The organism is Amycolatopsis sp. NPDC051061 (assembly GCF_040682935.1).
GTDB lineage: Bacteria > Actinomycetota > Actinomycetes > Mycobacteriales > Pseudonocardiaceae > Amycolatopsis.
Genome location: NZ_JBFBBZ010000002.1, coordinates 276,507 through 298,637 on the forward strand (window position 1 = coordinate 276,507; position 22,131 = coordinate 298,637).

General features: G+C 70.2%; 24 protein-coding genes. 16 read left to right on the top strand and 8 right to left on the bottom strand.

What is annotated here, in order from left to right; translation table 11 throughout:
• The first annotated feature begins 5 nt into the window (after window positions 1–5).
• The 6 genes from AB0N03_RS04065 (at window position 6) to AB0N03_RS04090 (ending at window position 4,039) form a co-directional block, all read left to right on the top strand.
• Window positions 6–197 carry a hypothetical protein gene (locus AB0N03_RS04065; RefSeq protein ID WP_364365011.1) on the top strand — a complete coding sequence of 64 codons (192 nt, stop codon included), beginning with the start codon at window positions 6–8 and terminating at the stop codon, window positions 195–197.
• Window positions 197–802, top strand: a complete 606-nt coding sequence (locus tag AB0N03_RS04070) for a histidine phosphatase family protein (RefSeq protein WP_364365014.1) — start codon at window positions 197–199, stop codon at window positions 800–802. Before AB0N03_RS04065 ends, AB0N03_RS04070 begins: the two co-directional genes overlap by 1 nt.
• Before the next feature lie 72 nt (window positions 803–874).
• Window positions 875–1,456 carry a transglutaminase-like domain-containing protein gene (locus AB0N03_RS04075; RefSeq protein ID WP_364365017.1) on the top strand — a complete coding sequence of 194 codons (582 nt, stop codon included), beginning with the start codon at window positions 875–877 and terminating at the stop codon, window positions 1,454–1,456.
• A gap of 183 nt (window positions 1,457–1,639) precedes the next feature.
• Window positions 1,640–2,653, top strand: coding sequence for a hypothetical protein (locus AB0N03_RS04080; protein WP_364365020.1), 1,014 nt, complete (start codon window positions 1,640–1,642; stop codon window positions 2,651–2,653).
• A 2-nt stretch (window positions 2,654–2,655) separates the two neighbouring features.
• Complete coding sequence (locus AB0N03_RS04085; RefSeq protein ID WP_364365022.1) at window positions 2,656–3,294, top strand: hypothetical protein; 639 nt, start codon at window positions 2,656–2,658, stop codon at window positions 3,292–3,294.
• A 73-nt stretch (window positions 3,295–3,367) separates the two neighbouring features.
• Window positions 3,368–4,039, top strand: a complete 672-nt coding sequence (locus AB0N03_RS04090) for an HD domain-containing protein (RefSeq protein ID WP_364365025.1) — start codon at window positions 3,368–3,370, stop codon at window positions 4,037–4,039.
• Here the strand turns inward: AB0N03_RS04090 and AB0N03_RS04095 are convergent.
• Window positions 4,036–4,695, bottom strand: coding sequence for a class II aldolase/adducin family protein (locus AB0N03_RS04095; protein WP_364365028.1), 660 nt, complete (start codon window positions 4,693–4,695; stop codon window positions 4,036–4,038). The two genes, AB0N03_RS04090 and AB0N03_RS04095, sit on opposite strands and share 4 nt — an antisense overlap.
• Window positions 4,696–4,868: 173 nt before the next feature.
• On the bottom strand, window positions 4,869–5,759 hold the full coding sequence (locus tag AB0N03_RS04100) for a hypothetical protein (RefSeq protein ID WP_364365031.1): 891 nt from the start codon (window positions 5,757–5,759) through the stop codon (window positions 4,869–4,871).
• 129 nt (window positions 5,760–5,888) lie between these two features.
• Here AB0N03_RS04100 and AB0N03_RS04105 point away from each other — a divergent pair, with 129 nt between their 5' ends.
• Genes AB0N03_RS04105 through AB0N03_RS04115 form a run of 3 tightly spaced genes read left to right on the top strand, consistent with a single transcriptional unit; the run spans window position 5,889 to window position 9,602 of the window.
• Window positions 5,889–7,118, top strand: a complete 1,230-nt coding sequence (locus AB0N03_RS04105; protein WP_364365034.1) for a DUF445 family protein — start codon at window positions 5,889–5,891, stop codon at window positions 7,116–7,118.
• 59 nt (window positions 7,119–7,177) lie between these two features.
• Complete coding sequence (locus AB0N03_RS04110) at window positions 7,178–8,353, top strand: DUF445 family protein (RefSeq protein ID WP_364365366.1); 1,176 nt, start codon at window positions 7,178–7,180, stop codon at window positions 8,351–8,353.
• Between the two features lie 40 nt (window positions 8,354–8,393).
• Complete coding sequence (locus tag AB0N03_RS04115; protein ID WP_364365037.1) at window positions 8,394–9,602, top strand: DUF445 domain-containing protein; 1,209 nt, start codon at window positions 8,394–8,396, stop codon at window positions 9,600–9,602.
• A gap of 93 nt (window positions 9,603–9,695) precedes the next feature.
• Here the strand turns inward: AB0N03_RS04115 and AB0N03_RS04120 are convergent, their stop codons facing one another.
• The 3 genes from AB0N03_RS04120 to AB0N03_RS04130 are packed head-to-tail and all read right to left on the bottom strand — an operon-like array spanning window position 9,696 to window position 12,346.
• A complete protein-coding gene (locus AB0N03_RS04120) occupies window positions 9,696–10,577 on the bottom strand; it encodes a metal ABC transporter permease (protein WP_364365040.1) in 882 nt (293 codons plus the stop codon).
• 3 nt (window positions 10,578–10,580) lie between these two features.
• Complete coding sequence (locus AB0N03_RS04125; protein ID WP_364365043.1) at window positions 10,581–11,432, bottom strand: metal ABC transporter ATP-binding protein; 852 nt, start codon at window positions 11,430–11,432, stop codon at window positions 10,581–10,583.
• 2 nt (window positions 11,433–11,434) lie between these two features.
• A complete protein-coding gene (locus tag AB0N03_RS04130; RefSeq protein WP_364365046.1) occupies window positions 11,435–12,346 on the bottom strand; it encodes a zinc ABC transporter substrate-binding protein in 912 nt (303 codons plus the stop codon).
• 177 nt (window positions 12,347–12,523) lie between these two features.
• Between AB0N03_RS04130 and AB0N03_RS04135 the strand changes: the two genes are divergently transcribed.
• From AB0N03_RS04135 to AB0N03_RS04150, 4 genes are all read left to right on the top strand, one after another.
• Window positions 12,524–13,624, top strand: coding sequence for a LacI family DNA-binding transcriptional regulator (locus AB0N03_RS04135; protein ID WP_364365049.1), 1,101 nt, complete (start codon window positions 12,524–12,526; stop codon window positions 13,622–13,624).
• 109 nt (window positions 13,625–13,733) lie between these two features.
• On the top strand, window positions 13,734–14,225 hold the full coding sequence (locus AB0N03_RS04140; RefSeq protein WP_364365052.1) for a carbonic anhydrase: 492 nt from the start codon (window positions 13,734–13,736) through the stop codon (window positions 14,223–14,225).
• A 128-nt stretch (window positions 14,226–14,353) separates the two neighbouring features.
• Window positions 14,354–15,229: an A/G-specific adenine glycosylase gene (locus AB0N03_RS04145; RefSeq protein WP_364365055.1), complete on the top strand. Its 876-nt coding sequence runs from the start codon at window positions 14,354–14,356 to the stop codon at window positions 15,227–15,229.
• A 62-nt stretch (window positions 15,230–15,291) separates the two neighbouring features.
• A complete protein-coding gene (locus AB0N03_RS04150; RefSeq protein WP_364365058.1) occupies window positions 15,292–16,248 on the top strand; it encodes an N-acetylmuramoyl-L-alanine amidase in 957 nt (318 codons plus the stop codon).
• A gap of 11 nt (window positions 16,249–16,259) precedes the next feature.
• Here AB0N03_RS04150 and AB0N03_RS04155 read toward each other — a convergent pair whose 3' ends face one another.
• Window positions 16,260–17,006, bottom strand: a complete 747-nt coding sequence (locus tag AB0N03_RS04155) for an alpha/beta hydrolase (protein WP_364365060.1) — start codon at window positions 17,004–17,006, stop codon at window positions 16,260–16,262.
• Between the two features lie 75 nt (window positions 17,007–17,081).
• Between AB0N03_RS04155 and AB0N03_RS04160 the strand changes: the two genes are divergently transcribed.
• Complete coding sequence (locus AB0N03_RS04160) at window positions 17,082–18,488, top strand: M1 family metallopeptidase (RefSeq protein WP_364365063.1); 1,407 nt, start codon at window positions 17,082–17,084, stop codon at window positions 18,486–18,488.
• Here the strand turns inward: AB0N03_RS04160 and AB0N03_RS04165 are convergent.
• A complete protein-coding gene (locus tag AB0N03_RS04165; protein WP_364365066.1) occupies window positions 18,474–19,862 on the bottom strand; it encodes an ATP-binding protein in 1,389 nt (462 codons plus the stop codon). The genes AB0N03_RS04160 and AB0N03_RS04165 overlap by 15 nt on opposite strands.
• A 51-nt stretch (window positions 19,863–19,913) precedes the next feature.
• Here AB0N03_RS04165 and AB0N03_RS04170 point away from each other — a divergent pair, with 51 nt between their 5' ends.
• Both AB0N03_RS04170 and AB0N03_RS04175 read left to right on the top strand, forming a co-directional pair.
• The gene (locus AB0N03_RS04170; protein WP_086862154.1) at window positions 19,914–20,225 is read left to right on the top strand and encodes an antibiotic biosynthesis monooxygenase; all 312 of its coding nucleotides are present in this window, start codon (window positions 19,914–19,916) and stop codon (window positions 20,223–20,225) included.
• Window positions 20,218–21,024 (top strand): Sir2 family NAD-dependent protein deacetylase, encoded by an 807-nt coding sequence (locus tag AB0N03_RS04175; protein WP_364365070.1) that lies wholly within the window; start codon window positions 20,218–20,220, stop codon window positions 21,022–21,024. The genes AB0N03_RS04170 and AB0N03_RS04175 overlap by 8 nt, the downstream gene beginning before the upstream one ends.
• On the opposite strand, the gene AB0N03_RS04180 is transcribed toward AB0N03_RS04175, so the two are convergent.
• Window positions 21,021–21,980 carry an endonuclease/exonuclease/phosphatase family protein gene (locus AB0N03_RS04180; RefSeq protein WP_364365073.1) on the bottom strand — a complete coding sequence of 320 codons (960 nt, stop codon included), beginning with the start codon at window positions 21,978–21,980 and terminating at the stop codon, window positions 21,021–21,023. The genes AB0N03_RS04175 and AB0N03_RS04180 overlap by 4 nt on opposite strands.
• Between the last annotated feature and the right edge of the window lie 151 nt (window positions 21,981–22,131).

Below are 22,131 nucleotides of genomic sequence, written 5' to 3' on the forward strand. Positions count from 1 at the left end.
GAAGGATGAGTGAGCTGGCCCAGCTGCCGGGCGTGATCCCCTACGTCAGCGTGCACCTGCAGACCAACAGCAGGCGCGACTACACCATCACTCCGTTCGCCTCGACCATCCTGCCGCCGCATCCCGCGCCGGTGCGGCTGGTCGCCCGGTTCGCGCCCAGCCAAGGCCCCGAAGGCGCGCTCCTCCCCGTCGGCTGATGCTCGCGACGCGGTATCTCTTCCTCACCCGCCACGGCGAAGCGGCCCCCACCGGCGACCTCACCGACGCCGGGCGGCAGCAGGCCGTCCTGCTCGGCCGGCGGCTGCGCGAGGTCCCCGTCTCCGCCGTCCACCACGGCCCCCTCCCGCGCGCCTCGCAAACCGCCGCGCTCCTCGCCACCCAGCTCCCCGGCGTCCCCATCTACGTCGACGACGCGGCCGGCGACTTCGTCCCCTACACGCCCATGCGCGAGGAGCTTCCCGAAACCTCCGCCGACCTCCTGCACGCCTTCACGCGGCAACTCCCGCCCGCCGACGAAGAACGAGCCGCCGACGCCGAGCGGCGGTTCACCGGACCCGTGCCCGGCACCGAGGCGCGGTTCGAAGTGCTCGTGACGCACAACTTCCTCGCCGGCTGGCTCGTGCGCGCCTCGCAGGACGCGCCGCCGTGGCGGTGGCTCACGCTCAACCACGCCAACGCCGCGCTCACCGTGATCCGCTACTCGCCCGGGCGCCCGGCCGCGCTGCTGACGTACAACGACGTCGGCCACCTGCCGGCGGAACTGCGCTGGACCGGCTCTTCGCCCGAGTTCTACCTTCCGTAACCGGCGGACGCGGAGCGTTGCCCCCTGGAAAACCAGGCTCGCCCGAATGGCCGAGCCTGTCAGGATGGCCGGATGAGTCCCGTTCCGTCGCCCACGTCCGATCGGCTGAGTGACTACCTCGCCGCCGATGCCGTCGTCGATCACGGACACCCGGAGATCCGGGCACGAGCCGACGCCCTGGCGGCGGCGAGCGGAGATCCCGCCGAGCGCGCGAAAGCCGCGTTCCTCTTCGTCCGGGACGAGATCGACCACGTGATCGACGCGCGCGACCCGCGCGTCACGTGGCGGGCGTCGGACGTCCTGCGCGAGCGCGTCGGGATCTGCCACGCGAAGGCGCACCTGCTCGCCGCTTTGCTGCGCGCACAAGGGATTCCGGCCGGGTTCTGCTACCAGGAGCTCTCCGCGCTGCACGGGCTGAATGCCGTGTACCTGCACGGCGGGTGGTCGCGCCTCGACGCCCGCGGCAACCGCACCGGTGCCCGCGCGGAGTTTTCGCTCGACGAGGAAAAACTGGCCTGGCCGGTCGACACCGCGCGCGGCGAACGCGATCACCCGGAGATCCACCCGGCGCCCGCACCGGTCGTCGTGGATTTCCTGATGACGGCCCAACCCGGTCCGGGCTGGTACGAAAAGGGCCTCCCGGCCGCTCTTTGAGCCGGGTTTTCCGCGATTTTCGGAAAACCCGGCAACCTGGTTAATTATTGCCGAGAGTGACGTCTGTCCGTCATCCTTGTCCCCCGAACTTCTTATTTCGCGCGTCCCGTCAGGCGCGTAAAGTAACTCCCCGCGCTCGAACAGACACTTTACGCACTCGTCCGTTCGGGTGGTTCGAGGGAGGTGAAGCAAGTGGCCGCGGATGGCGGATCCCGCCGCCGTACCCCACTGCAGGAGATCTTCTGGACCAGGACGAGCTTGCTCCTCACGGTGCTCGTCGTCGTCGCCGGCCTCAGCCTGTGGCTCGCCGGCCTGATGGACCCCGGCACCGGGAAGAACCTGGTGACGTCGCTGGGCACCGGCACCCTGATCTCCGCGATCGTGGGGTTCGGCACCACGCTGATCACCGCCAGCGCTTCGCAGAAGGCGCTGGTGACCCCGGTGATCGAAGAAAGCCGGCGCGCGCTGGAGGACCTGAGCGCCGAATACCGCGCGCTGAACAAGGAGTTCTTCCCCACCGACGTGTTCGAGGCGACCACCGACCCCGACCCCGCGTTCAACCGAGCGCTGATGGCCGACCTCAACGCGACCCGGCAGTACTTCTTCCGCGGCTTCTCCGGGCGGCACGCGGCCGCCCGCCTGCTGCTTTCCCGCACGGAACGCGAACTCCGGGCCGTCATCGCCGATCCGCGCGACGCCAGCTCGATCAGCGGGCGGGCCCGCTACCTGCTGCGCCGGGAAGCCGGCGACGTCGACTACGAACAGATCCAGACCCGGCTCGACGAAGAGATCCGGATCGGGCTCGTCGGCCTCTTCCTGGCGCGCAGCCGCTGCGCGCAGGTCGACATCACCGTGGTCGCCGACCCGCCGCTGGACCGGCTGGAGATGTTCGACGACAGCGTGTGGGTGTCGCTCTACAGCGACGTCCGCGGCGCCACGAAGCTGTACCCGCGATCCCTGCGGTTCACCGAAGGATCCTTCCTCTACAACATGGAACGCGCCGAGTTCGTGCGCGTCTCGCAGTCCCGGACCGGCCGCCACTTCCGCATCACGTCCGCCACGACGCGGACGGATTTCCTGGCGCTGTTCGAAAAGATCACCGGATCCCCCCTGTCCGAGGAGCAGTTCCACGAGCTGGAAAGCAAGTTCCACGCTTTCCGCGCGGAGTTCTCCGAAGTCGCCGAGCTAGGGAGCTGACCTTGCTCACCCGCCTGTCCCCCCTGTCCGAACTGGCCACGCGCCTGCGTGCGGCCCAGTTCCCGCTCGTCGCCGACTGGCGCGCGGTCGACGGCTGGTTCCGGCCGTGGGCCGCCCAGCCCGGCCTGCGCGACGAGCTGCGCTCGCAGCTTCGCACGTTGACCACCGCGGAATCCGTGAAAATCCTGCGTTCGTCCCGGGAAACGACCACGCACTTCGCCTGGTGCCTGCTCGATTCGCCGTCCGACCCGTTCTCCTTCTGGCTGCACGAATACAAGGCGCAGGCGGACTGGCGGGAGGGGTACGCGGATTCCGTGCACAACCACAGGTACCACTTCTGCACCACCATTCTCCGTGGTGACTACTTGCACGAAAGATACGAGACGACGATCGACGCTGCCACCGGGCTGATCGCGTCGGCGCGCCTGCGCAGACGGACGTTGTGCCAGGCCGGCGCCTGCGCGGCCATGCTGGCCGACGAATTCCACCGCATCCCCGAAGCGGCCGACGGCACGATGACGTTCCTGGTGAAATCACGGCCGGTGAGCAGTTTCAGCCTTTCTTTCGATCCCGCCACGGGAATCGGCCATCGTCACGTTCCGGTAGAGAGCCGATTGGGGGAATTGGCGGACCGCATCTAGCTACACACCGGCGTCAACGGCGCTTACCATTACTCCACCCGTCTGAACACCACGGCCGGGATCGGAGAGGTGTATGCGCACGCAGAAAAGCACGATCGACCACGTGATCATCGACGCCGTCGAAAACCGGGTTCACCGGCTATGCCGCCGGTACGCCGAGCGGTTGCCGTTCCACGGCTGGCACCACGTGAGCTTCGTCCGCGCGAAGGCGGCCGGCTTCGCCGAGCACAACGGGGCCGACCGCGCCGTGGTCGAGGTCGCCGCGCTGGTGCACGACGTCAACTACCTGGTGCTCCGCAACTCGCCCGCGGCGGCGGGCCGGAGCCTGCGGCTGGAGATCCTCGCGGAGTGCGGGGTCCCGTCGCGAGTGGCACGTTGGATCGACGGGATCATCGACGAGGCCGAAATGGCCACGCGCGGCCGCGACATTTCGCTGGAGGCGCAGGCCCTGAGCGACGCGGACACGCTGTTCAAGGCGCTGCCGGTGACGCCGGTGGTGCTCGCGCACCGGTACCTGCGCGAAAACGGGCTGAGCCTGCGCGAGCTGGCGCACAAGATCGTCGGCGAGCAGTGCGACGTCCACGACGAGGGGTACTACTTCTACAACCCCGAGGCGGCGGCGACGTATTCGCGCTGGGCGATGGCGAACCTCCAGCTGTGGCAGTGCATCAAGGAAGCGGTCGACGACCCGACGGTGGCGGAGCTGCTGGACGCGGTCCACGCGGTCGACGCGATGGCGTCCTAGGGCCGGCCGTTCTGGCCGTAGCCGCGAAGCCGGTCGACGACCTTCGCCACTTCGGGCGGCGGCAGCAGGCTCGGCCGGCCGGCGCTCTGCGCGAGCAACCACACCCGGCAGGCCCACTCGAGCTGCTGGGCCCGGTGGTAGGCGGCCTCGAGGCCGTCGCCGTAGGTGAGGGTGCCGTGGTTGGCCATCAGGCAGCCGCGGCGCCCTTCGAGGGCGTCGAGCACGGCGGCGGCCAGCTCGGGCGTGCCGTAGGTGGCGTAGCGCGCGACGCGCACCGAGGGGCCGATCGTGGCGACGATGTAGTGGATCGGCGGAACCTCGCGCACGAGGGTCGACACGGCGGTGGCGTGCGGCGAGTGCGTGTGGACGACGGCGGTGACGGGCTCTCTGTCGGGATCGCGCACGTCCCAGTAGACGGACAGGTGCATCGGCAGCTCACTGGTCGGCTTGAGCGAGCCGTCGACGACTTGGCCCCCGAGGTCGACGACGGCGACATCGGCCGGGTTCATGCTCGAGTAGGGGACGCCGGTGGGCGTGACGGCGACGAGATCCCCGGCCCGCAGGGAGACGTTCCCGGAGGTGCCGACGACCAGGCCGTCGCCGACCATCCGGCGCGCGTAGGCGCAGACGGCGGCCCGCTCGGTCTCGAGGATCATGTGCGGGTCCCGTCGTCTCGTGGGTGATCGGCAGCTGAGCTGAACACTGCCAGCCGCCCACGAGCTTCGGCCACCTCCCCGGCCGGGGGATTTGTGCGGGTTTCAAAATGGCCCGGCGCCTCCCGAGGATCCGAGAGGCGCCGGCGTTTGTGTGAAGGGTCGCGCTGAGCTGATCAGGCCTTCGCGGGAGCAGCCGGAGCCTTCGCCGCGGGAGCAGGAGTCGGCTTCCGGTCCCCGTTCCCAGCCGCGAGCGCCTCTTCGACCGGAGCCAGCAACCGCATGGCCTCCTGAACCGCCACATCCGTCGCCGCGATGCGCTCGGCGACCTTCGACCGCAGGTCCAGCGCCAGCTTCCGGTTCTGATCGGCCGTGGCCTGCTGGGACTTCGCCGACGCCAGCGCCGCCTCGGTCTCCTGCTTCTTCCGCGCGTTCTCCTCGTCGAACGCCTTCTTCCGCGCGGCCAGCTCCTCCGCCGCGACCCGGTCCGCCTCCGCGCGAGCCTCCGCCGCCGCGGCCTCGGCCTTCGCGTCCGCTTCCTTGCGGGAGCGCTCGGCCGCCGCCGCCAGCTCGACCCTCTTCGCGCCCGCCGCCGCGTTCAGCTTCTCGATCTCGCCCTTCGCCTCCGACCGCAGACGCGCGCGCTCATCCTCCGCGTCCTTCGCCAGCTTGTCGGCCGTGCGGCGGGTCTCGTGCGCGTACTTGTCGGCCTGCTCGCGGGTCGAAGCCGCGTCCGCCTCCGCCGCCGAGCGGAGGTCCGCGATCTCCTCCTCGGCCAGCTGCATCATCATCCGGACGCGCTCGGCCATCGCACCGGCGCCCGACGGGCTCGAGCTCATCCTGGCCAGGGCGGCCTTTGTCTCGGCCAGCTCCTTCTGCGCGTACGCGAGGGCCTTCGAGAGGTCCGACGACGTCGCGGCGGCTTCGTCGCGGCTGCGAGACGTCTCGCGCAGGTCCTTGCTCAGCTCGGCGAGGCGTTCGTCGACCTGACGCTGGTTGTAGCCGCGGACACCCACGGCGAACTGGGCGGTCTTCGGGGCAGGCTGGGGCTTCTGGGGCGCGACCATCGGGCCACCTTAATGAGCCAGGGTCCGTGCGCAAGTACCGCCAAACGGATGCATCACGAATTCGGGAACCCCCCGTAACGCATGGCATTCTGACCTCGGTTGACCAGCGGTTGACGCGAGGAGTTCAAAGTGGACGTACCGGCCGTCCTCGCGGACATCGGCGCGCACTGGCACGTCTACGCCACCATGCCGCTCATCGCCGCCCTGATCGGCTACGTCACCAAGCGCGTCGCCATCGAAATGATGTTCCGGCCCCTGGAGTTCACCGGGATCAGGCCGTTCCTCGGCTGGCAGGGCGTCATCCCGGCGAACTCGCGGCGGATGGCCACCACCGCCGTCGATCTGCTGACCCGCCACCTCGTCGACCCGCAGGAGATCTTCGCCCGGCTCGATCCGGAGGAAATGGTCAAAGAGCTCGAAGCGCCCCTGCTCAAGGCCGTCGAAGAGGTCACGCGCGAGGTCATGGAGACCTACCAGCCGCGCCTGTGGGAGCTGCTGCCGGCGCGGGCGCAGCAGTTGCTCGTCGACCAGGTCCGCGCGCAGGCCCCCGAGGTCGTCAAGCGGCTGCTGCGGGAGGTCTCGACCAACATCGACGACGTCCTCGACGTCAACGACATGCTCATCGGCGCCATGGTCCGCGACAAGTCGCTGACGTGCCGGCTGATCCGCGAGGTGGCCACGCCCGAGTTCAAGTTCATCGCGCGGTCGGGCATCTGGTTCGGGTTCGTGATCGGGCTCGTCCAGTTCGTCGCCTGGGCGCTGACGAAACAACCGCTGATCATGCCGATCTTCGGTTTCGTCACGGGCTTCGTCACGGACTGGCTCGCCCTGAAGATGATCTTCTACCCGCGCGAGCCCCGCGGGTTCGGCTTCTTCCGCTGGCAGGGGATGTTCCAGAAACGACGTCAGGAGGTCGCCGCCGACTACGGCGCGCTGATCGCCGACGAGGTGCTCACCGTGCGGAACGTCATGGAGGCCGTGCTCACCGGGCCGCGCGCGGACAAGCTGTTCGCGCTGGTCACCCGTGAGGTGCAGCGGACGATCGACGCGCAGACCAGCATCGCCAAACCGCTCGTGGCGCTGACCATGGGCGGCAAGCAGTACCAGGAGATGAAGCGCGCGGCAGCCGCCAAGGCGATCGAATACCTCCCCGAAACGGTGAAACACGTCGAGAGCTACGCCACCGGCGCGCTCGACGTCCGCAACACGATCGTCGAAAAGATGCAGCAGCTGACGCCGCTCGAGTTCGAAGGCATCCTGCGTCCGGCCTTCAAGCAGGACGAATGGAAGCTCATCGCCGTCGGCGCGGTCATCGGCGGGCTGGTGGGTGAACTCCAGGTGCTCCTCCTGCTGCACTGATCACGGGCCGATAGCGTGCGCGAGTGGACTTCGGCACGCACTGGCAGGTGTACGTCACCATGCCGTTCATCGCGGCGCTGATCGGCTACGTCACCAAGCGCGTTGCCATCGAAATGATGTTCCGGCCCCTCGAGTTCACCGGGATCAAGCCGTTCCCCGGCTGGCAGGGCGTGCTGCCGGCGAACGCGGAGCGCATGGCGGCGACGGCCACCGAGATGCTGACGACCAACCTCGTCGACCCCAAAGAGATCTTCTCCCGGCTAGACCCCGAGCAGGTCGCGAAGGAGATCGAGCAGCCGCTGCTGCGGGTCGTCGAGGACGTCACCCGCGAGGTGATGGAGACCTACCAGCCGCGGCTGTGGGAGGTCCTGCCGAACGGCGCCCAGCAGCTGCTGCTCAAGCGCGTGCAGGCCGAGGCGCCGAAGGCGATCACCAAGATCATGCGGGAGATCGCCGCCAACATCGACGACGTCCTCGACCTCCAGCACATGGTCGTGACGAACCTGGTCCGCGACAAGGCGCTGCTCAACCGGCTGATCCGCGACATCTCCCGGCCCGAGATGCGGTTCATCGCCCGCTCGGGGATCGGGTTCGGGTTCGTCCTCGGCTGCGTGCAGCTGGTGGTGTGGGCGCTGACGAAGTCGCCGGTCGTGCTGCCGCTGTTCGGCCTCCTCATCGGCTGGTTCACCGACTGGCTCGCCCTGAAGATGATCTTCCTGCCGCGCGAGCCGCGCCGGTTCTTCGGCGTCTACACCTGGCAGGGCATCTTCCAGAAGCGCCGCGACCAGGTCGCCGCCGACTACGGCGACATGATCGCGCGCGAGATCATCACCATCCCGAACCTCCTCGAAGCCGTGCTGCGCGGGCCGAAGTCCGACCGGCTCTTCGCGATGATCACCCGTGAGGTGCAGAAGACGATCGACGCGCAGGCGAGTGTCGTCAAGCCGTTCGTCGCCATCGCCGTCGGGACGAAGAAGTTCCAGGAGATGAAGCAGACGGCGGCCGCGAAGGCCGCGGAGCGCGTCCCGGAGACGATCCGGTACGCCGAGAACTACGCGATCAATGCCCTCGACGTGCGGAACACGATCGTCGACCGGATGAAGAAGCTGAGCGCGCTGGAGTTCGAGCAGCTGCTGCGCCCGGCGTTCCGGCAGGACGAGTGGAAGCTCATCGCGGTCGGCGCGGTGATCGGCGGGCTCGTCGGAGAACTGCAGGTGCTCGCCCTGCTCGGGTAGCCGGTACGGTTTCGCTCTCGGGTGTGCGAGGGAGGTCTGGATGGACGCTGTCCTGGACGACCTCGCGCTGCACTGGCCGCTCTACGCGGCGATGCCGTTCATCGCGGCGCTGATCGGGTACGTCACCAAGCGCGTCGCCATCGAAATGATGTTCCGGCCGCTGGACTTCATCGGGATCCCGCCGCTGCTCGGCTGGCAGGGCGTCGTCCCGAAGCACGGCGGGCGGATGGCGGCGGTGGCGACCGAGCTGCTGACGGCGAACCTGCTCGACCTGCGCGAGGTCTTCGGCCGGATCGACCCGGTGATCATCACGAGCGAGCTGGAGCAGCCGCTGCTGCGCGCGGTCGACCACACCGCGCGCGAGGTGCTCGCCGAGCACCACCCGCGGCTGTGGGAGGTCATGCCGACGCTGGCCCAGGAAATGCTGATCAAGCAGGTCCAGGCGTCGGCGCCGCGGCTGGTCCGGGAGTTCCTCGACGACGTCCGCGAGAACCTCGACGAGGTCCTCGACGTCCAGCACATGACGGTCCAGCGGCTGACGCGGGACAAGGCGCTGCTGGTGCGGCTGATCCGCGAGACGTCCCGCCCGGAGATGGCGTTCATCGCCCGGATGGGCATCTACTTCGGCTTCGGGCTGGGGTTGGTGCAGACGATCGTGTGGGCGTTCACGCGGGAGCCGTGGGTGCTCCCGGCCTTCGGCGGCGTGATCGGGCTGTGCACGGACTGGCTGGCGATCAAGCTGATCTTCGTCCCGCGCGAGCCGGTCCGCCTGGGCCGGGTGATCTTCCAGGGCAAGTTCCAGCGGCGGCGCGCGGAGGTGGCGCGGCAGTACGGCGAGCTGATCGCGACCGAGGTCCTGACCGTCCAGAACCTGCTCGACGCGGTCCTGCGCGGCCCGCGGGCCGACCGGCTCGCGGCGCTGGTGGAGAACCTCGTCTCGGAAACGGTCGACGCGCAGATGCCCCTGGCCTGGACGGTGGGCGGCACGCGGCTGCGGGAGATGAAGCACGCGGCGGCCCGCAAGGCGCTGGAGCAGCTGCCCGACACGGCCCGGTACGCCGAGGGGTACCTGACCGAGGCGATGGACGTCGCGAAGATGATCGAACAGCGGATGCTGGCCTTGACGCCGCTGGAGTTCGAGGGGCTGCTGCGGCCGGCGTTCCGGCAGGACGAGTGGAAGCTGATCGCCGTCGGCGGGGTGATCGGGTTCGTGGTGGGCGAACTACAAGTCCTGCTGATGCTGGGTTAGCAGCGCCCCAATGTGGCCTTCGGTGCGTTCAACGCAACCAAGGGCCCCTTCGGTGCGTTGAACGCAACCAAGGCCACATTGGGGCGCTTGGGGCTAGGCCGCCGCGATCAGGTTCGGGGCCGGTTCCACCGCGCGGACCCGGGTCCGGCGGTCGCGCCGCCAGGCGATCACCCGGCACACCACGTAGATCAGGAACGAAATCGCCGTCACGAACGCGCTCACCGGCAGCCCCGGTGCCAGCGACAGCACGATCCCGCCCAGGGCCGACACCTCGGCGAACACGATCGAAAGCACCGTGGCCTTCCACGGTGACGCCGTCACGCGGGCCGCAGCGGCCGCGGGCGTCACCATCAAGGCGACCACCAGCAGCGACCCGACCACCTTCACGCTCAACGCCGTCGAGACGCCGACCAGCAGCGCGAACACCACTGTCAGCGTCTTCACCGGGACCCCGCGCGCCACGGCCACGTTCCGGTCCACCGAAGCGAACAGCAGCGGCCGGTACACCAGCGCCAGCACCGCCAGCACCACCACCGACGACACCACGAACAACGTCAGGTTCGTCGAATCGATCGTGATGATCTGGCCGGTGAGGATCCCGAACTTGTTCCCGGACCGTCCTTTGTAGAACGACAGGAACAGCACGCCCATGCCGAGGCCGAATGACAGGATCACGCCGATCACGGCGTCGCGGTCGGCGTCCCGCGCGCCCAGGATGCCCAGCAGCAGCGCCGCCACCACCGCACCGACCAGCGCGCCGTACTCGACGCCGATCCCCAGCAGCAGGGCCGCCGCGCCGCCGGTGAACGCCAGCTCCGACGTCCCGTGCACCGCGAACGACATCCGCCGCATCACGATCAGCGGGCCCAGCACCCCCGCCACCAGGCCGAGGATCGCCGCCGCGAGCAGCGCCGTCCGGACGCCGTCGAGCTCGGTGATCAGCTCCCAGGTCTTGCCGAAGTCGAACAGATCCAAGACTCAGCCCACTTGCTCTTCGACGTCGTGTTCGTGGTGGTGCGGCTCCTCCTCGCACAACGCGCTCTGCGCGCCCGCGATGTGGATCTGCCCGCCCACCTTCAGCACCTCGACGCGGGTGCCGTACAGCTCCGACAGCGTGTCGGTGGTCATGACCTCGTCCGGCTTGCCGATCCGGAACGAGCCGTTGACCAGGTACAACACCCGGTCGACGAAGGGCAGCACCGGGTTGATCTCGTGCGTCACGAACAGCACCGCGGTGCCGGCCGTGCGCCGCCGGGCGTCGATCAGCTCGCTGATCGCGCGCTGGTGCGCCAGGTCCAGGGACAGCAGCGGCTCGTCGCAGAGCAGCACCTCGGGGTCGCCGACCAGGGCCTGCGCCACCCGCAGCCGCTGCTGCTCGCCGCCGGACAGGCGCCCGACGGGCTGCTTCGCGTACCGAGTCGCCCCCACCGCTTCGATGGCTTCGGAAACCCGGCGACGCCGGGCCGCCATGCCGAACAGGCCCGTGCCCCAGCGGTGGCCGTCGAGGCCCAGCCCGACCAGGTCGACACCCCGCAGCGTCAGCGACTCGTCGATCGCGCGCTGCTGCGGGATGTAGCCGACCTTGCGGTTCGCGCCGCCCGGGCGGCCGCCGGCGATCTCGACCGCGCCCGCCGACAGGCCCTGCATGCCGAGCAGCGCCTTCAGCAGGCTGCTCTTGCCGGAGCCGTTCGGGCCGAGCACGGCGAGGAACTCGCCCGGCTCGACGACGAGGTCCAGCCCCGACCACAGGGTCCGGGGACCGAACGCGAGCCCAGCTCCACGGACCCGGACCGCGGGGCGCACGTCGTCGGAGACGGAGAGAGGAGGCATGGCTACTTCAACGCTCCTGCCAGCGCGTCTACTTCCCCGGTCATCCAGCCAATGTAGTCGGTCACACCCTGCGGCAGCGTCTCGGTCACGTCGACGACGCCGATCCCGGCGGCCTTCGCCTGGCCGACGACGTCCTGGGTCAGCGGCGTGACCGTCTGCGCGTTGTTGATCAGCGCCTTGACCTGCTTGGTGGCGATGAGCTGCTTGTATTCGTTCACGGCGCCGGCCGGGACGTCCGTGTCGTTCTCCACGGCGTCCGAAAAGGCCTTCGGCGTCGCGTCCGTCAGCTTCGCGCTCTCGAGCAGGTAGTGCGCCACCGGCTCGGTGACGACGACCTTCGTACCCGGGTGGCTCGCACCCAGCTCGCCGAGCCGCTTCTCCAGCGCGTCGACCTTCGCCTTGAACGCCGTCGCGTTGTCGGTGAACGCCTGCTTCGACGCGGGCTCGAGCTCCCCGAGCTGCGCCGCGACCTGGTCGGCGACCTTGCCGACGCCCGGCAGGTCGTACCAGACGTGCTCGTTCTCGTCCCCGGTCGCGGCGATGTCGTAGGCGACGAGCTTCTTCGCGTCGCCTGCCTGCGCGGTGAGCTTGTCGAAGAACTCGTCGTAGCCGCCGCCGTTGGACAGCAGCAGCTTCGCGTCCTTCGCCGCCAGCGCGTCATCAGCCGTCGTCTCGTACGAGTGCGGGTCGGCCGACGGGTCGTGGATGATCGACTTGACCTCGACCTTGTCGCCGCCGACGGCGCTCACGACGCTGCCCCAGACGTCCGTCGAAGCCACGACGTCGATCTTGCCGGACCCGCCGGACTGCGCTCCGCCGTCGGATCCCGAAGTTCCGCCGGAGCACGCGGCCAGAGCGAAGAAGGACAGGGCCGAAGCGGCGGCGAGCACGCTCCTGGTGCGGCGGAAACTCATTCGAGAACTCCTGGAGACGCTAATGGAAACCGTTGTCAGATTCACCTTACCCCATCCGGATGACTTCCTGGCCATCCGATCACGGTTTGGTGTATGCGTCTTCGCGCATGCGGATCGAGACATCGACCACGCGGGGTGTCTCTTCATGAATTCGATCTGAACCGTTACGGTTTGCTGATGGGACGTCCTATTCGCACCCGGAGGCAGGCGACGCTGGCGTCGCTCGCGGCGGAGCTCGGTGTGTCCAGGACCACGGTGTCCAACGCCTACAACCGGCCGGACCAGCTGTCCCCGGAACTCCGCCGCCGCGTCCTCGAGACCGCGCGGCGCCTCGGTTACCCCGGCCCGGACCCCGTCGCCCGCTCCCTGCGCACCCGGCGAGCCGGCGCCGTCGGGCTGCTGCTCACCGAGAACCTCTCCTACGCCTTCCGCGACCCCGCCGCCGTCGGCGTCCTCGAAGGACTGGCCCTGGCCTGCGAAGACGCCAGCGTCGGCCTCCACCTGGTGCCGGCCAGCCCGGGCCGGGAGGACGTCGCCGCGGTGCACCGCGCGGGCGTCGACGGCTTCGTCGTCTACTCCGTGCCGGACGACGACCCGCACCTGGCCGCCGTGCTGGAGCGGCCGGTGCCGACGGTGATCATCGACCAGCCGAGCATCGAGGGGATCGACCGCGTCGGCCCGGACGACGCCGCCGCCGTCGGCAAGATCGCCGGGCACCTGGTCGGCCTCGGCCACCGGCAGGTCGGCGTCATCTGCATGCGGCTGGCCCGCGAGCGCAACGACGACTTCGTCTCCCCGGCGCGCCAGAGCGGCGCACACTTCCACGTCCAGCGCACCCGGCTCGAGGCTCTCGCCGTGGCGTTCTCGGCGGCCGGCGTCGACTGGGCCGGCGTCCCCGTGATCGAGCGCTTCGACCACACAGTGGACGACGGCGCGTCCGCGGCCCGGCAGCTCCTGGACGCGTACCCGCAGATCACGGCCGTGATCTGCACCTCGGACATCCTCGCGCTCGGCGCCATGGCCGAGGCCGAGCGGCGCGGGCTGCGGGTGCCACAGGACCTGACCGTCACCGGCTTCGACGGCATCGCCGAGGCCGAGCGGATCGGGCTCACCACGGTCCATCAGCCGGTGCTGGAGAAGGGCAAGATGGCCGGCCGGCTGCTGCTCGGTTCGGCCGAGCGGAGCGCGCCGAAGGTGATCACGCTGCCGACCGAGCTGCGCGTCGGGCGCACGTCGGCGCCGCCGCGCACCGTCGAGGAGCCCTGGTTCGGCGGCTGATTTCCAGGGGCCCGTGACATAGCTCGTAGTGCATTGCCCGACGGGGTACTCACCAGGTCAAATGGAGTGGTACGCCCGCGCCGCGGGGCCACTGGCCGGAAGGTGACCGATGACCTCGATCGACGTTCTGCTCAAACGCAACCAGGAACTCGGCGAAGTGACGCCGGGCGACCGCTCGTCGGCGAAGCCGTCACTGCACGTCGCCATCCTGACCTGCATGGACGCCCGGATCCGGGTGTTCGAGCTGTTCGGTCTGCTCCAAGGTGAGTCGCACGTCCTGCGCAACGCGGGCGGCGTGGTGACCGACGACATGATCCGGTCGCTGGCCCTTTCGCAGCGCAAGCTGGGCACGCGCGAGGTGCTGATCGTCCAGCACACCGAGTGCGGCCTCTCGACGGTCACCGAGGACGACTTCAAGGACGAGCTCGAGGAAGCCACCGGTCTGCGGCCGACGTGGGCGGTCGAGGCGTTCCGCAACGTCGAGAACAGCGTCCGGACGTCGGTGGAGCGGGTGCGGCGCAGCGCGTACCTGCCGCACACGGACAACGTCCGCGGATTCGTCTACGACGTGAAGACCGGGAAGCTCTCCGAGGTCGAGTAGGGCGGATCCCGGCGGGGGCTGCCGGACTCAGGTCGGTATGCCCCCGTTGCGCCAGATCCGGCCCGCGCCGAGCAGACGGGCTCCCCGGGCTGAAAGCCGCCTGACCGCCTGGGGTTAACCTCAGCGGCGTGGCTGTGGACGCTGACGTACTGCTCGACTGGTTCTCCACGCACGGCCGGGAGCTGCCCTGGCGCGAGCCGGACTGCTCGGCGTGGGGCGTGCTCGTCAGCGAAATCATGCTGCAGCAGACGCCGGTCGCGCGCGTCCAGCCGATCTGGCACGAGTGGATGGCGCGCTGGCCGGTGCCGTCCGCGCTGGCCGCGTCGACGCAGGGTGACGTCGTGCGGGCCTGGGGCAAGCTCGGCTACCCGCGGCGCGCATTGCGGCTCCACGAAGCGGCCGGGGTGATCGCGCGCGACCACGGGGACGTCGTTCCGTCCGATGTGGACACCCTGCTCGCGCTGCCCGGGATCGGCGCCTACACCGCGCGCGCCGTCGCCGCGTTCGCCTACGGGCGGCGGGCGCCCGTGGTCGACACGAACGTGCGGCGCGTCGTCGCGCGGGCCGTGCACGGGGCCGGGGACGCCGGGCCCGCGTCGAACACGCGGGACATGAACGACGTCGAAGCGCTCCTGCCGGCTGACGACGCGCCGGCCGCGCGCTTTTCCGCGGCGATCATGGAACTCGGCGCGCTGATCTGCACCGCACGGAGCCCGCGGTGCGCGGACTGCCCGGTCTACGACGCATGTGCGTGGCAACTCGCCGGCCGCCCCGAGTACGCGGGCCCGGCCAAGCCGGTGCAGAAGTTCGCCGGCACCGACCGGCAGGTCCGCGGGCTGCTGCTGGACGTCCTGCGCGGTTCCGAAGGCCCGGTGGAAAAGGCCCGGCTCGACCTCGTCTGGCACGACGGCGGCCAGCGCGACCGCTGCCTGGACTCCCTGCTCGCCGACGGCCTGCTGGAGCAGACCGGCGGTGGGCTCTTCGCACTGCCGGGCGAACACTGACGCGCTACGACCAAAGTTGGTCAATAGTTGTCATCGGCGCGGTCCGGGGCTACCTTTTCCGCATGGTCCACGTAGACCGCCGGACCCTGCTCAAGGCGGGGATGACCGCGACCGCGGCCGGCGCACTGGGGATGACGACCACGGGGACGGCCGCCGCGGCCGTGCCGACGCCGACGATCCACCCCACCTCCGAGTGGGGGGCCCGGGCCGCGACCGGCCCGATCGTCGTGGAGAACCACAAACCGACCTACATCGTCGTGCACCATGCCGTCGATCCGCCGATGAACAACGACTTCTCCCTGGCGCGCGCGTTCTACGTCGCGAAGTTCATCCAGGACCTGCACATGGACAAGAACGGCTGGATCGACAGCGGGCAGCAGTTCACGAACAGCCGCGGCGGGTTCGTCACCGAAGGCAGGCACCGCAGCCTGGAGATCCTGCGCGGCGGCACCCAGCACGTGCAGGGCGCGAACGTCGGCAACCACAACAGCGAGGTCATCGGCATCGAGAACGAGGGCCTGTACAGCACGGTCGACGTGCCGCAGGCGCTGTGGAACTCACTGGTGAACCTGGTTGCCTACATCGCGCACCAGTACGGCATCGCGCCCGAATTCATCAAGGGCCACCGCGACTTCAACTCGACCGAGTGCCCCGGCCAGGTGCTCTACAACCGGCTGCCGGAGCTGCGGACGGCGGTGGGCCGCGTCCTCGGCGTCGCGGTGGCGCGGTCCGAGGCCGAGTGGCCGCTGCTGAAGCCGGGCGACACGGGTCGCCAGGTGCGGCTGGCGCAGCAGTTCCTGCGCTCGTCCGGGTTCGGCGTGCCGACCGACGGCGTCTTCGGTAAGTCCACAAAGGACGCCGTGGCCGCTTTGTCCGTTCAGGCCGGGTTACCGCGCCACACGTGCACCGCGACGAAGGTGACGGACGAGACCGGCTTCCTCGGCGCGGACGTCTGGCCGCTGATCGTGCCGGCCGACCGCTCCACCGCGGCTTGGCGGGCCGACCTGACCCGCGCTTGAACCGCGTAGCGCTACCGGGCCAGCACCTGGCTGAGGAACGCCTCGACCGCGCCTCGGTAGGTCTCCGGGGCTTCGTCGTGGGGCAAGTGGGCCGAACCCGGCACCACCAGGTGTTTCGCGCCCGGCACCCGGGCGGCGACTTCGGCTTGCTGGCCCGCCGGCATGGCCGTGTGCTCGCCCTCGACCAGCAGCAGCGGGCAGCGGATCGCGTCGACGACGTCCCAGTAGTCCCGGCGACCCCACTCGGCGGCGATGACGTACAGGTCCTCGAGGTCGGCCACGAGGTGAAACCCGTCGGAACGCTCTTCGACGCAGTCGGCGAAGTACTCGCCCGCGTCGCCGAAGAACTCGCGGACGTGGTCCAGCGACTTGAACGGCACCGGCCAGCTCTCGAAGTACCCGCGCCACGTCTCGACGGTCCGGCCGCGCTGGTCCGGCGCGAAGTCCTCGGACACGACCGCGCGCACCAGCTCCGGGTAGCGCGCGGCGGTCGTCCACGCGTGCAGGCCGCCCATCGAGTGCCCGACGAGGACGGCCGGGCCGGCGTCCAGGGCCCGCAGCGCGGCGGCGACGTCCTCGGTGAACCGCTCGGTCGTCCAGGGCCCGACGCGCGGCGCGCTGCCGTGGCCGCGGGCATCGAGGCCGTACACCGCGCCGTAGGGCCGGAGCCACTCCGCGACGCGCCACCACGTCCGCGCGCGGCCCATCAGGCCGTGGAGCAGAACGATCGGCACGCCGGTGCCGCCGAAACAGAGCACGCGGCCACCTAACCACAAACCCGCAGGTGCGGAACGTGATCGAGTGATCGCAATCCATCACCTAAGGTGGTTCCCATGCGCCGCCGACCGACCGCCCTCGCCGTCTGCGCCGCGGTGATCGTCGCCGCGGCCTGCAGCGGTGACGCCGTCACAGCGGCGCCCCCGATGCCCCCGATGCACCCGGCACCGGGAGCGTCCGGCGCCGGCGATCCGTATTACCCGGACGACGGCAACGGCGGGTACGACGCCCTGAACTACCACGTCGACGCGACCTACGACCCGCCGAGCGGCCACCTCGACGGCGACACGACGGTCACCGCGAAGGCCACCCAGGACCTCAGCCGGTTCGACCTCGACCTGCGCGGGCTCGACGTCCACGGCGTCGAGGTCGACGGGCAGCCGGCCCGCTTCACCCGCGAGAAGGCGTTCGAACTCGTCATCACGCCGGCGGCGCCGATCCGCGCCGGGACGACTTTCCGCACCCGCGTCCGCTATGGCGGCGACCCGGCGAAGACCCCGCACGACGGCGGCAGCGAGAACGGCTGGCAGCACTCGGCCGACGGCGGCGCGTACATGGTCGGCGAGCCGCACTCGGCGGCGTTCTGGTACCCCGTGAACGAGACTCCGCGCGACAAGGCGTCCTTCACGCTCACCGCGCACGTCCCGGCCGGGTGGACGGTGATCTCGAACGGCCGGGAGGGTCCGCCGGGAACGTGGACCGAGCCGAACCCGGTGGCGAGCTACCTGACGACGATCGCGATCGGCAAGTTCGGTGTCGACAGGTCGACTTTGCCGGACGGGACGCCGGTCGTCACGGCGTACGCGCCCGGCACCGAAGACCGCCGCGCGATCGGCGACCGCCTGCCGGAGGTGCTCGGCTTCCTGAGCGCCAAGTTCGGGCCGTACCCGCAGTCGGCGGCCGGCGGGATCTTCCTGAACGAGGACGTCCACTTCTCGCTGGAGACGCAGACCCGGCCGACGTACGCGAAGTGGGCCGACCTGCCGACGCTGGTGCACGAGAACGCCCACGAGTGGTTCGGCGACTCGGTGTCGCTGCGCGACTGGTCCGACATTTGCCTGAACGAGTGCTTCGCGTCGTACGCGCAGTGGCTGTGGGCCGAGCGCGAGGGCCAGAGCCTGGACGACCGTTACCGCGCGGCGATCGAGATCACCCGCGGCAGCACGGACTTCTGGGCGCAGAAGCTGGTCGGCATGGGCCAGGGCCACGAGTTCGAGGGCGTGTACAACAAGGGAATCCTGGCGCTGCACGCGTTGCGCCGCCGGATCGGCGAGCCGGCGTTCACCCGGCTCCTGCACGACTGGCCGTCCCGCTACCGCCACGGCAACGCGTCGTGGGCCGACTTCGAGAAGATGGCTTCGCAGGTCAGCGGGCAGAACCTGCGGTCGTTCTTCGACGAGTGGTTCCGGGGGACGAAGCTGCCGGCGGATGCCGATCTCTTCCCCGGCTCACTGCGCAGCTGAGCTGCCCAGCAACGACCGCGTCAAGGCACTGCGCGCCTCCTGCATCTCCCGCAGCGCCGTCGTCAGCTCCTCGTCGCCCACCACGACGTCCTCCTCCGGCCGGGAAGCCAGCGCCAGCAGCGACGCCCGCCGCAGCAGCTCCTTCGCGAACGACGCCGTCATCCCGTTCGTCGCCTCGACGATCGGGCCGAGGTCCGCCGTCAGCGTCAAACCCCGCGCGTACAGGCGGAGGAGTGCTTCGCGCCCGGCAGCGTCCGGGAGCGGGATCTCGACGGCGAGGTCGACGCGGCCCGGCCGGTCCGCGAGGGCCTTCTCCAGCTCGCCGGCCCGGTTGGTGGTGAGCAGGAACGTGACGTCGGCGTCGCCGCCCACGCCGTCCATCGCGTCGAGCAGGGTGAACAGCAGCGGCTGGACCATCGGCCCGTAGCTGCGGTCCTGCGCGATCAGGTCGACGTCCTCCAGCACGACCACGCTCGGCTGCAGCCGCCGCGCCAGCTCCGCGGCCTTGCCGATGAACTTCATCGCCGCGCCGGTCAGAATGATCACCGTGGTGTCCGGCAGACGGCCCATCAGGTAGCGGACCGTGTGCGTCTTGCCGGTGCCGGGCAGGCCGTGCAGCAGCAGCCCGCGCTTGAGGTGCTGCCCCGCGGCCAGCAACCGCTCGCCGTGTTCCGCGATGCCGACCGTGTGCCGCTCGATCGCGTCGAGCACGCCGTCCGGCAGCACGACCTCCTCGCCGGTCAGCGCCGGCCGCGGGAGGAACGTGAGCAGCTCGTTGGCGCGGTGCTCACTGGTGCCGAAGGCCAGCACCTGCCCCCGCAGGAGGTCGTGTTCGGCCATCAGCCGCTCGACGTGGTTGCGCACTTCGGTGGCGGTCGCCCGGGACGTCGCGAGGACCTCCAGCCGGCACTGCTCGAGCCCCCACTGCGGGGTCGCACCGCGGATGGCGAGCAGCACCGGCTCGCCGCCGGGCGCGCTCGTGCCGACCAGCCCCAGCTGGACGGCTTCGGTCGCGTCGTGCGGGCCGGTCGCCGTGGTGGTGTAGTCCACGGAGCCGAGGTCGTACATCCCCCTGCTGCGCGCGGTGGCGAGCATCCCGATGAGGTCCTCGTGCGTGCGCTGACCGCCGGCGATGCCGAACCAGCCCACCGCCGTGCCGTGCTCGGCGAGGTAGGCGTCGACGCCGCGCTGGATGTTGGCGTGCTCCCACATCGGCCAGTTGCGGGTCACGACCACCACCTCCGGCAGCGGTGCCCCCAAATGGCCGGTCACGCGCTCGATCAGTTCATTGCCCTGCCCGCCCGCGACCTCGTCGGCGGTGGCGCGGACGATCCGGGCGATATCGGTGGCGAGGTCGCGCTCAGTACTCCCCATGGCATCAACAGTGGCACGGGTCACACCGTGGAGCCAACTAGGGTGGGAGCCATGAGTGTCGTGAAGATCAACGCGATCGAGGTCCCCGAAGGCGCCGGCCCCGAGCTGGAGAAGCGGTTCGCGGCGCGGATGCACGCCGTCGACCAGCAGCCCGGGTTCCTCGGGTTCGAGCTGCTGCGCCCGGTTTCCGGCGAGACGCGCTACTTCGTGTACACGAAGTGGGAGACCGAGGAGGCGTACCAGGCGTGGGCGAAAGGCGGCCCGGCCGCGGCGGCGCACTCGGGCGAGCGCGCCAAGCCCGTGTCGACCGGGGCGAACCTGCTGGAGTTCGAGGTCGTCCTCGGTTCGCAGCCGGGTGAGTGACGCTCTCGAACGGGGCAAGCAACTCCTGGAAGGCGCCGGCGCGCTGCTGATCTGCGCCGGCGCCGGGATGGGCGTCGACTCCGGGCTGCCGGACTTCCGCGGCGGCGAAGGGTTCTGGCGCGCGTACCCGCCGTACGCCCGGCTCGGGCTGCAGTTCGAGGAGCTGGCCGATCCGCGCCACTTCGCCGACGACCCCGAGCTGGCCTGGGGTTTCTACGGCCACCGGCTTTCGCTGTACCGGAAGACCGTGCCGCACGAGGGTTTCCGGCTCCTGCTCGAACTGGGCTCCCGCCTGCCCGGCGGCGCCCGCGTGTTCACGTCCAATGTGGACGGACAGTTCCAGCGGGCGGGCTTCTCGCACGTCGCCGAGGCGCACGGATCCATCCACCACCTGCAGTGCCTGGCCGGCTGCACTTCCGAGATCTGGCCGGCTTCCGGTGTCGACGTTTCGATCGACCCCGAAACGATGCGCGCGGTGCCGCCCCTGCCGTCGTGCCCTCGCTGCGGTGGCTTGGCCCGGCCCAACATCCTGATGTTCGGGGACTTCTCGTGGGTGCCGGACCGCAGCCAGGCCCAGCTGGACGAGCTGACGGCGTGGCGCCGGACGGCTCGCGACCTCGTCGTGGTGGAGCTGGGTGCCGGACAGGCGGTGCCGACGGTCCGCCGCTACGCCGAGCTGGCGAGCGCGGCGAGTGGTGCGCTGATCCGGATCAACCCGCGGGAACCGGAGATCCGCCACGGGCGGGGCGTGTCCATCGCGGCCGGCGCGCTCGAGACGTTGGCCGCCCTCCTGAGCTAAGGCAGCCGGACTTCGGCGAACACCGCTCGATGATCGCTGCCCGCGACGCCGAACACCCGGTAGTCCTCGACCGCCGCCCGGTTGTCGACCACCACGTGGTCGATCGTCACCACCGGCGACGACGACGGCCACGTCGGGGACAACCCCGCGCCGCGCTCTTCCGCCGCGTCGTTGTAGCCGCGGGACAACACCGTCCGGAACGCCGCGTGGTCCAGCGTCGCGTTGAAGTCGCCCGCCAGGATGCGCAGGCCGTGCTCGCCGGCCGCGCGGGAGAGGTCCTTGATCTCGCGCTCCCACTGCGGGGTGTCGACGTCCGGGGAGATCGGGTGGACGGCGACGATCTCGGCCACCACGCCGTCGCCGAGGTCGGCCTGCGCGCCCGGCTGCTTGGCCGCCGAGTCACCCGTCAGGTTGACCTCCTTCAGCGGGAAGCGCGACACGATCCCGGAGCCGAACGCGCCGGGCGCCGGGTGCAGCACTCGGAACGGCAGGGCCTGGAACAGCCCGGCCGCGGTCAGGCCGTCCACCGCGCGGGGCGTCAGCTCGACCAGGTTCAGCACGTCGATCCGCTGCTCGCGCACCAGGTCGACGACGGCCTTCGGGTCCGCTTGGCCGTAGAGCAGGTTGGAAGCGAGCACGCGCAGTGTCTTGCCGTGCACGTCGCGTTGGTCGCTCGCCGACAGCCGCGGCAGCACCAGGACGGCCAGCACGATCGCCAGCACCAGCGCGATCCCGCCGGCCCACCAGCGCCGCAGGGCCAGGGCCAGCCCGCCGAACACCACGCCCGCGGCCGCCACGTACGGCGTCAGCGACAACGCGACGAGGGTGTACCAGTCGCCGTCGTAGCCGATCAGGCGCAGCGCGACCAGGGCCGCCAGCGGCACCAGCGGCACCACCAGCAGGGCCGTGACCAGCGGGTTCTTCCGCCGGACGCGCGTCTCTTCCGCAACGGTCATGTGCCGAGTATGCCGAGGTGCCCGCCGCCGGGCCCGGGCGCCGACAACTCCTCCACAAGATCTCCACCAGCGGCTGCCAGCGCCTGCCAGCGCGCTGTGCGCGGCCTGCCAGCGCCATCGTCCAAAGTCATCCTCAGAAAGCGACAGTGAA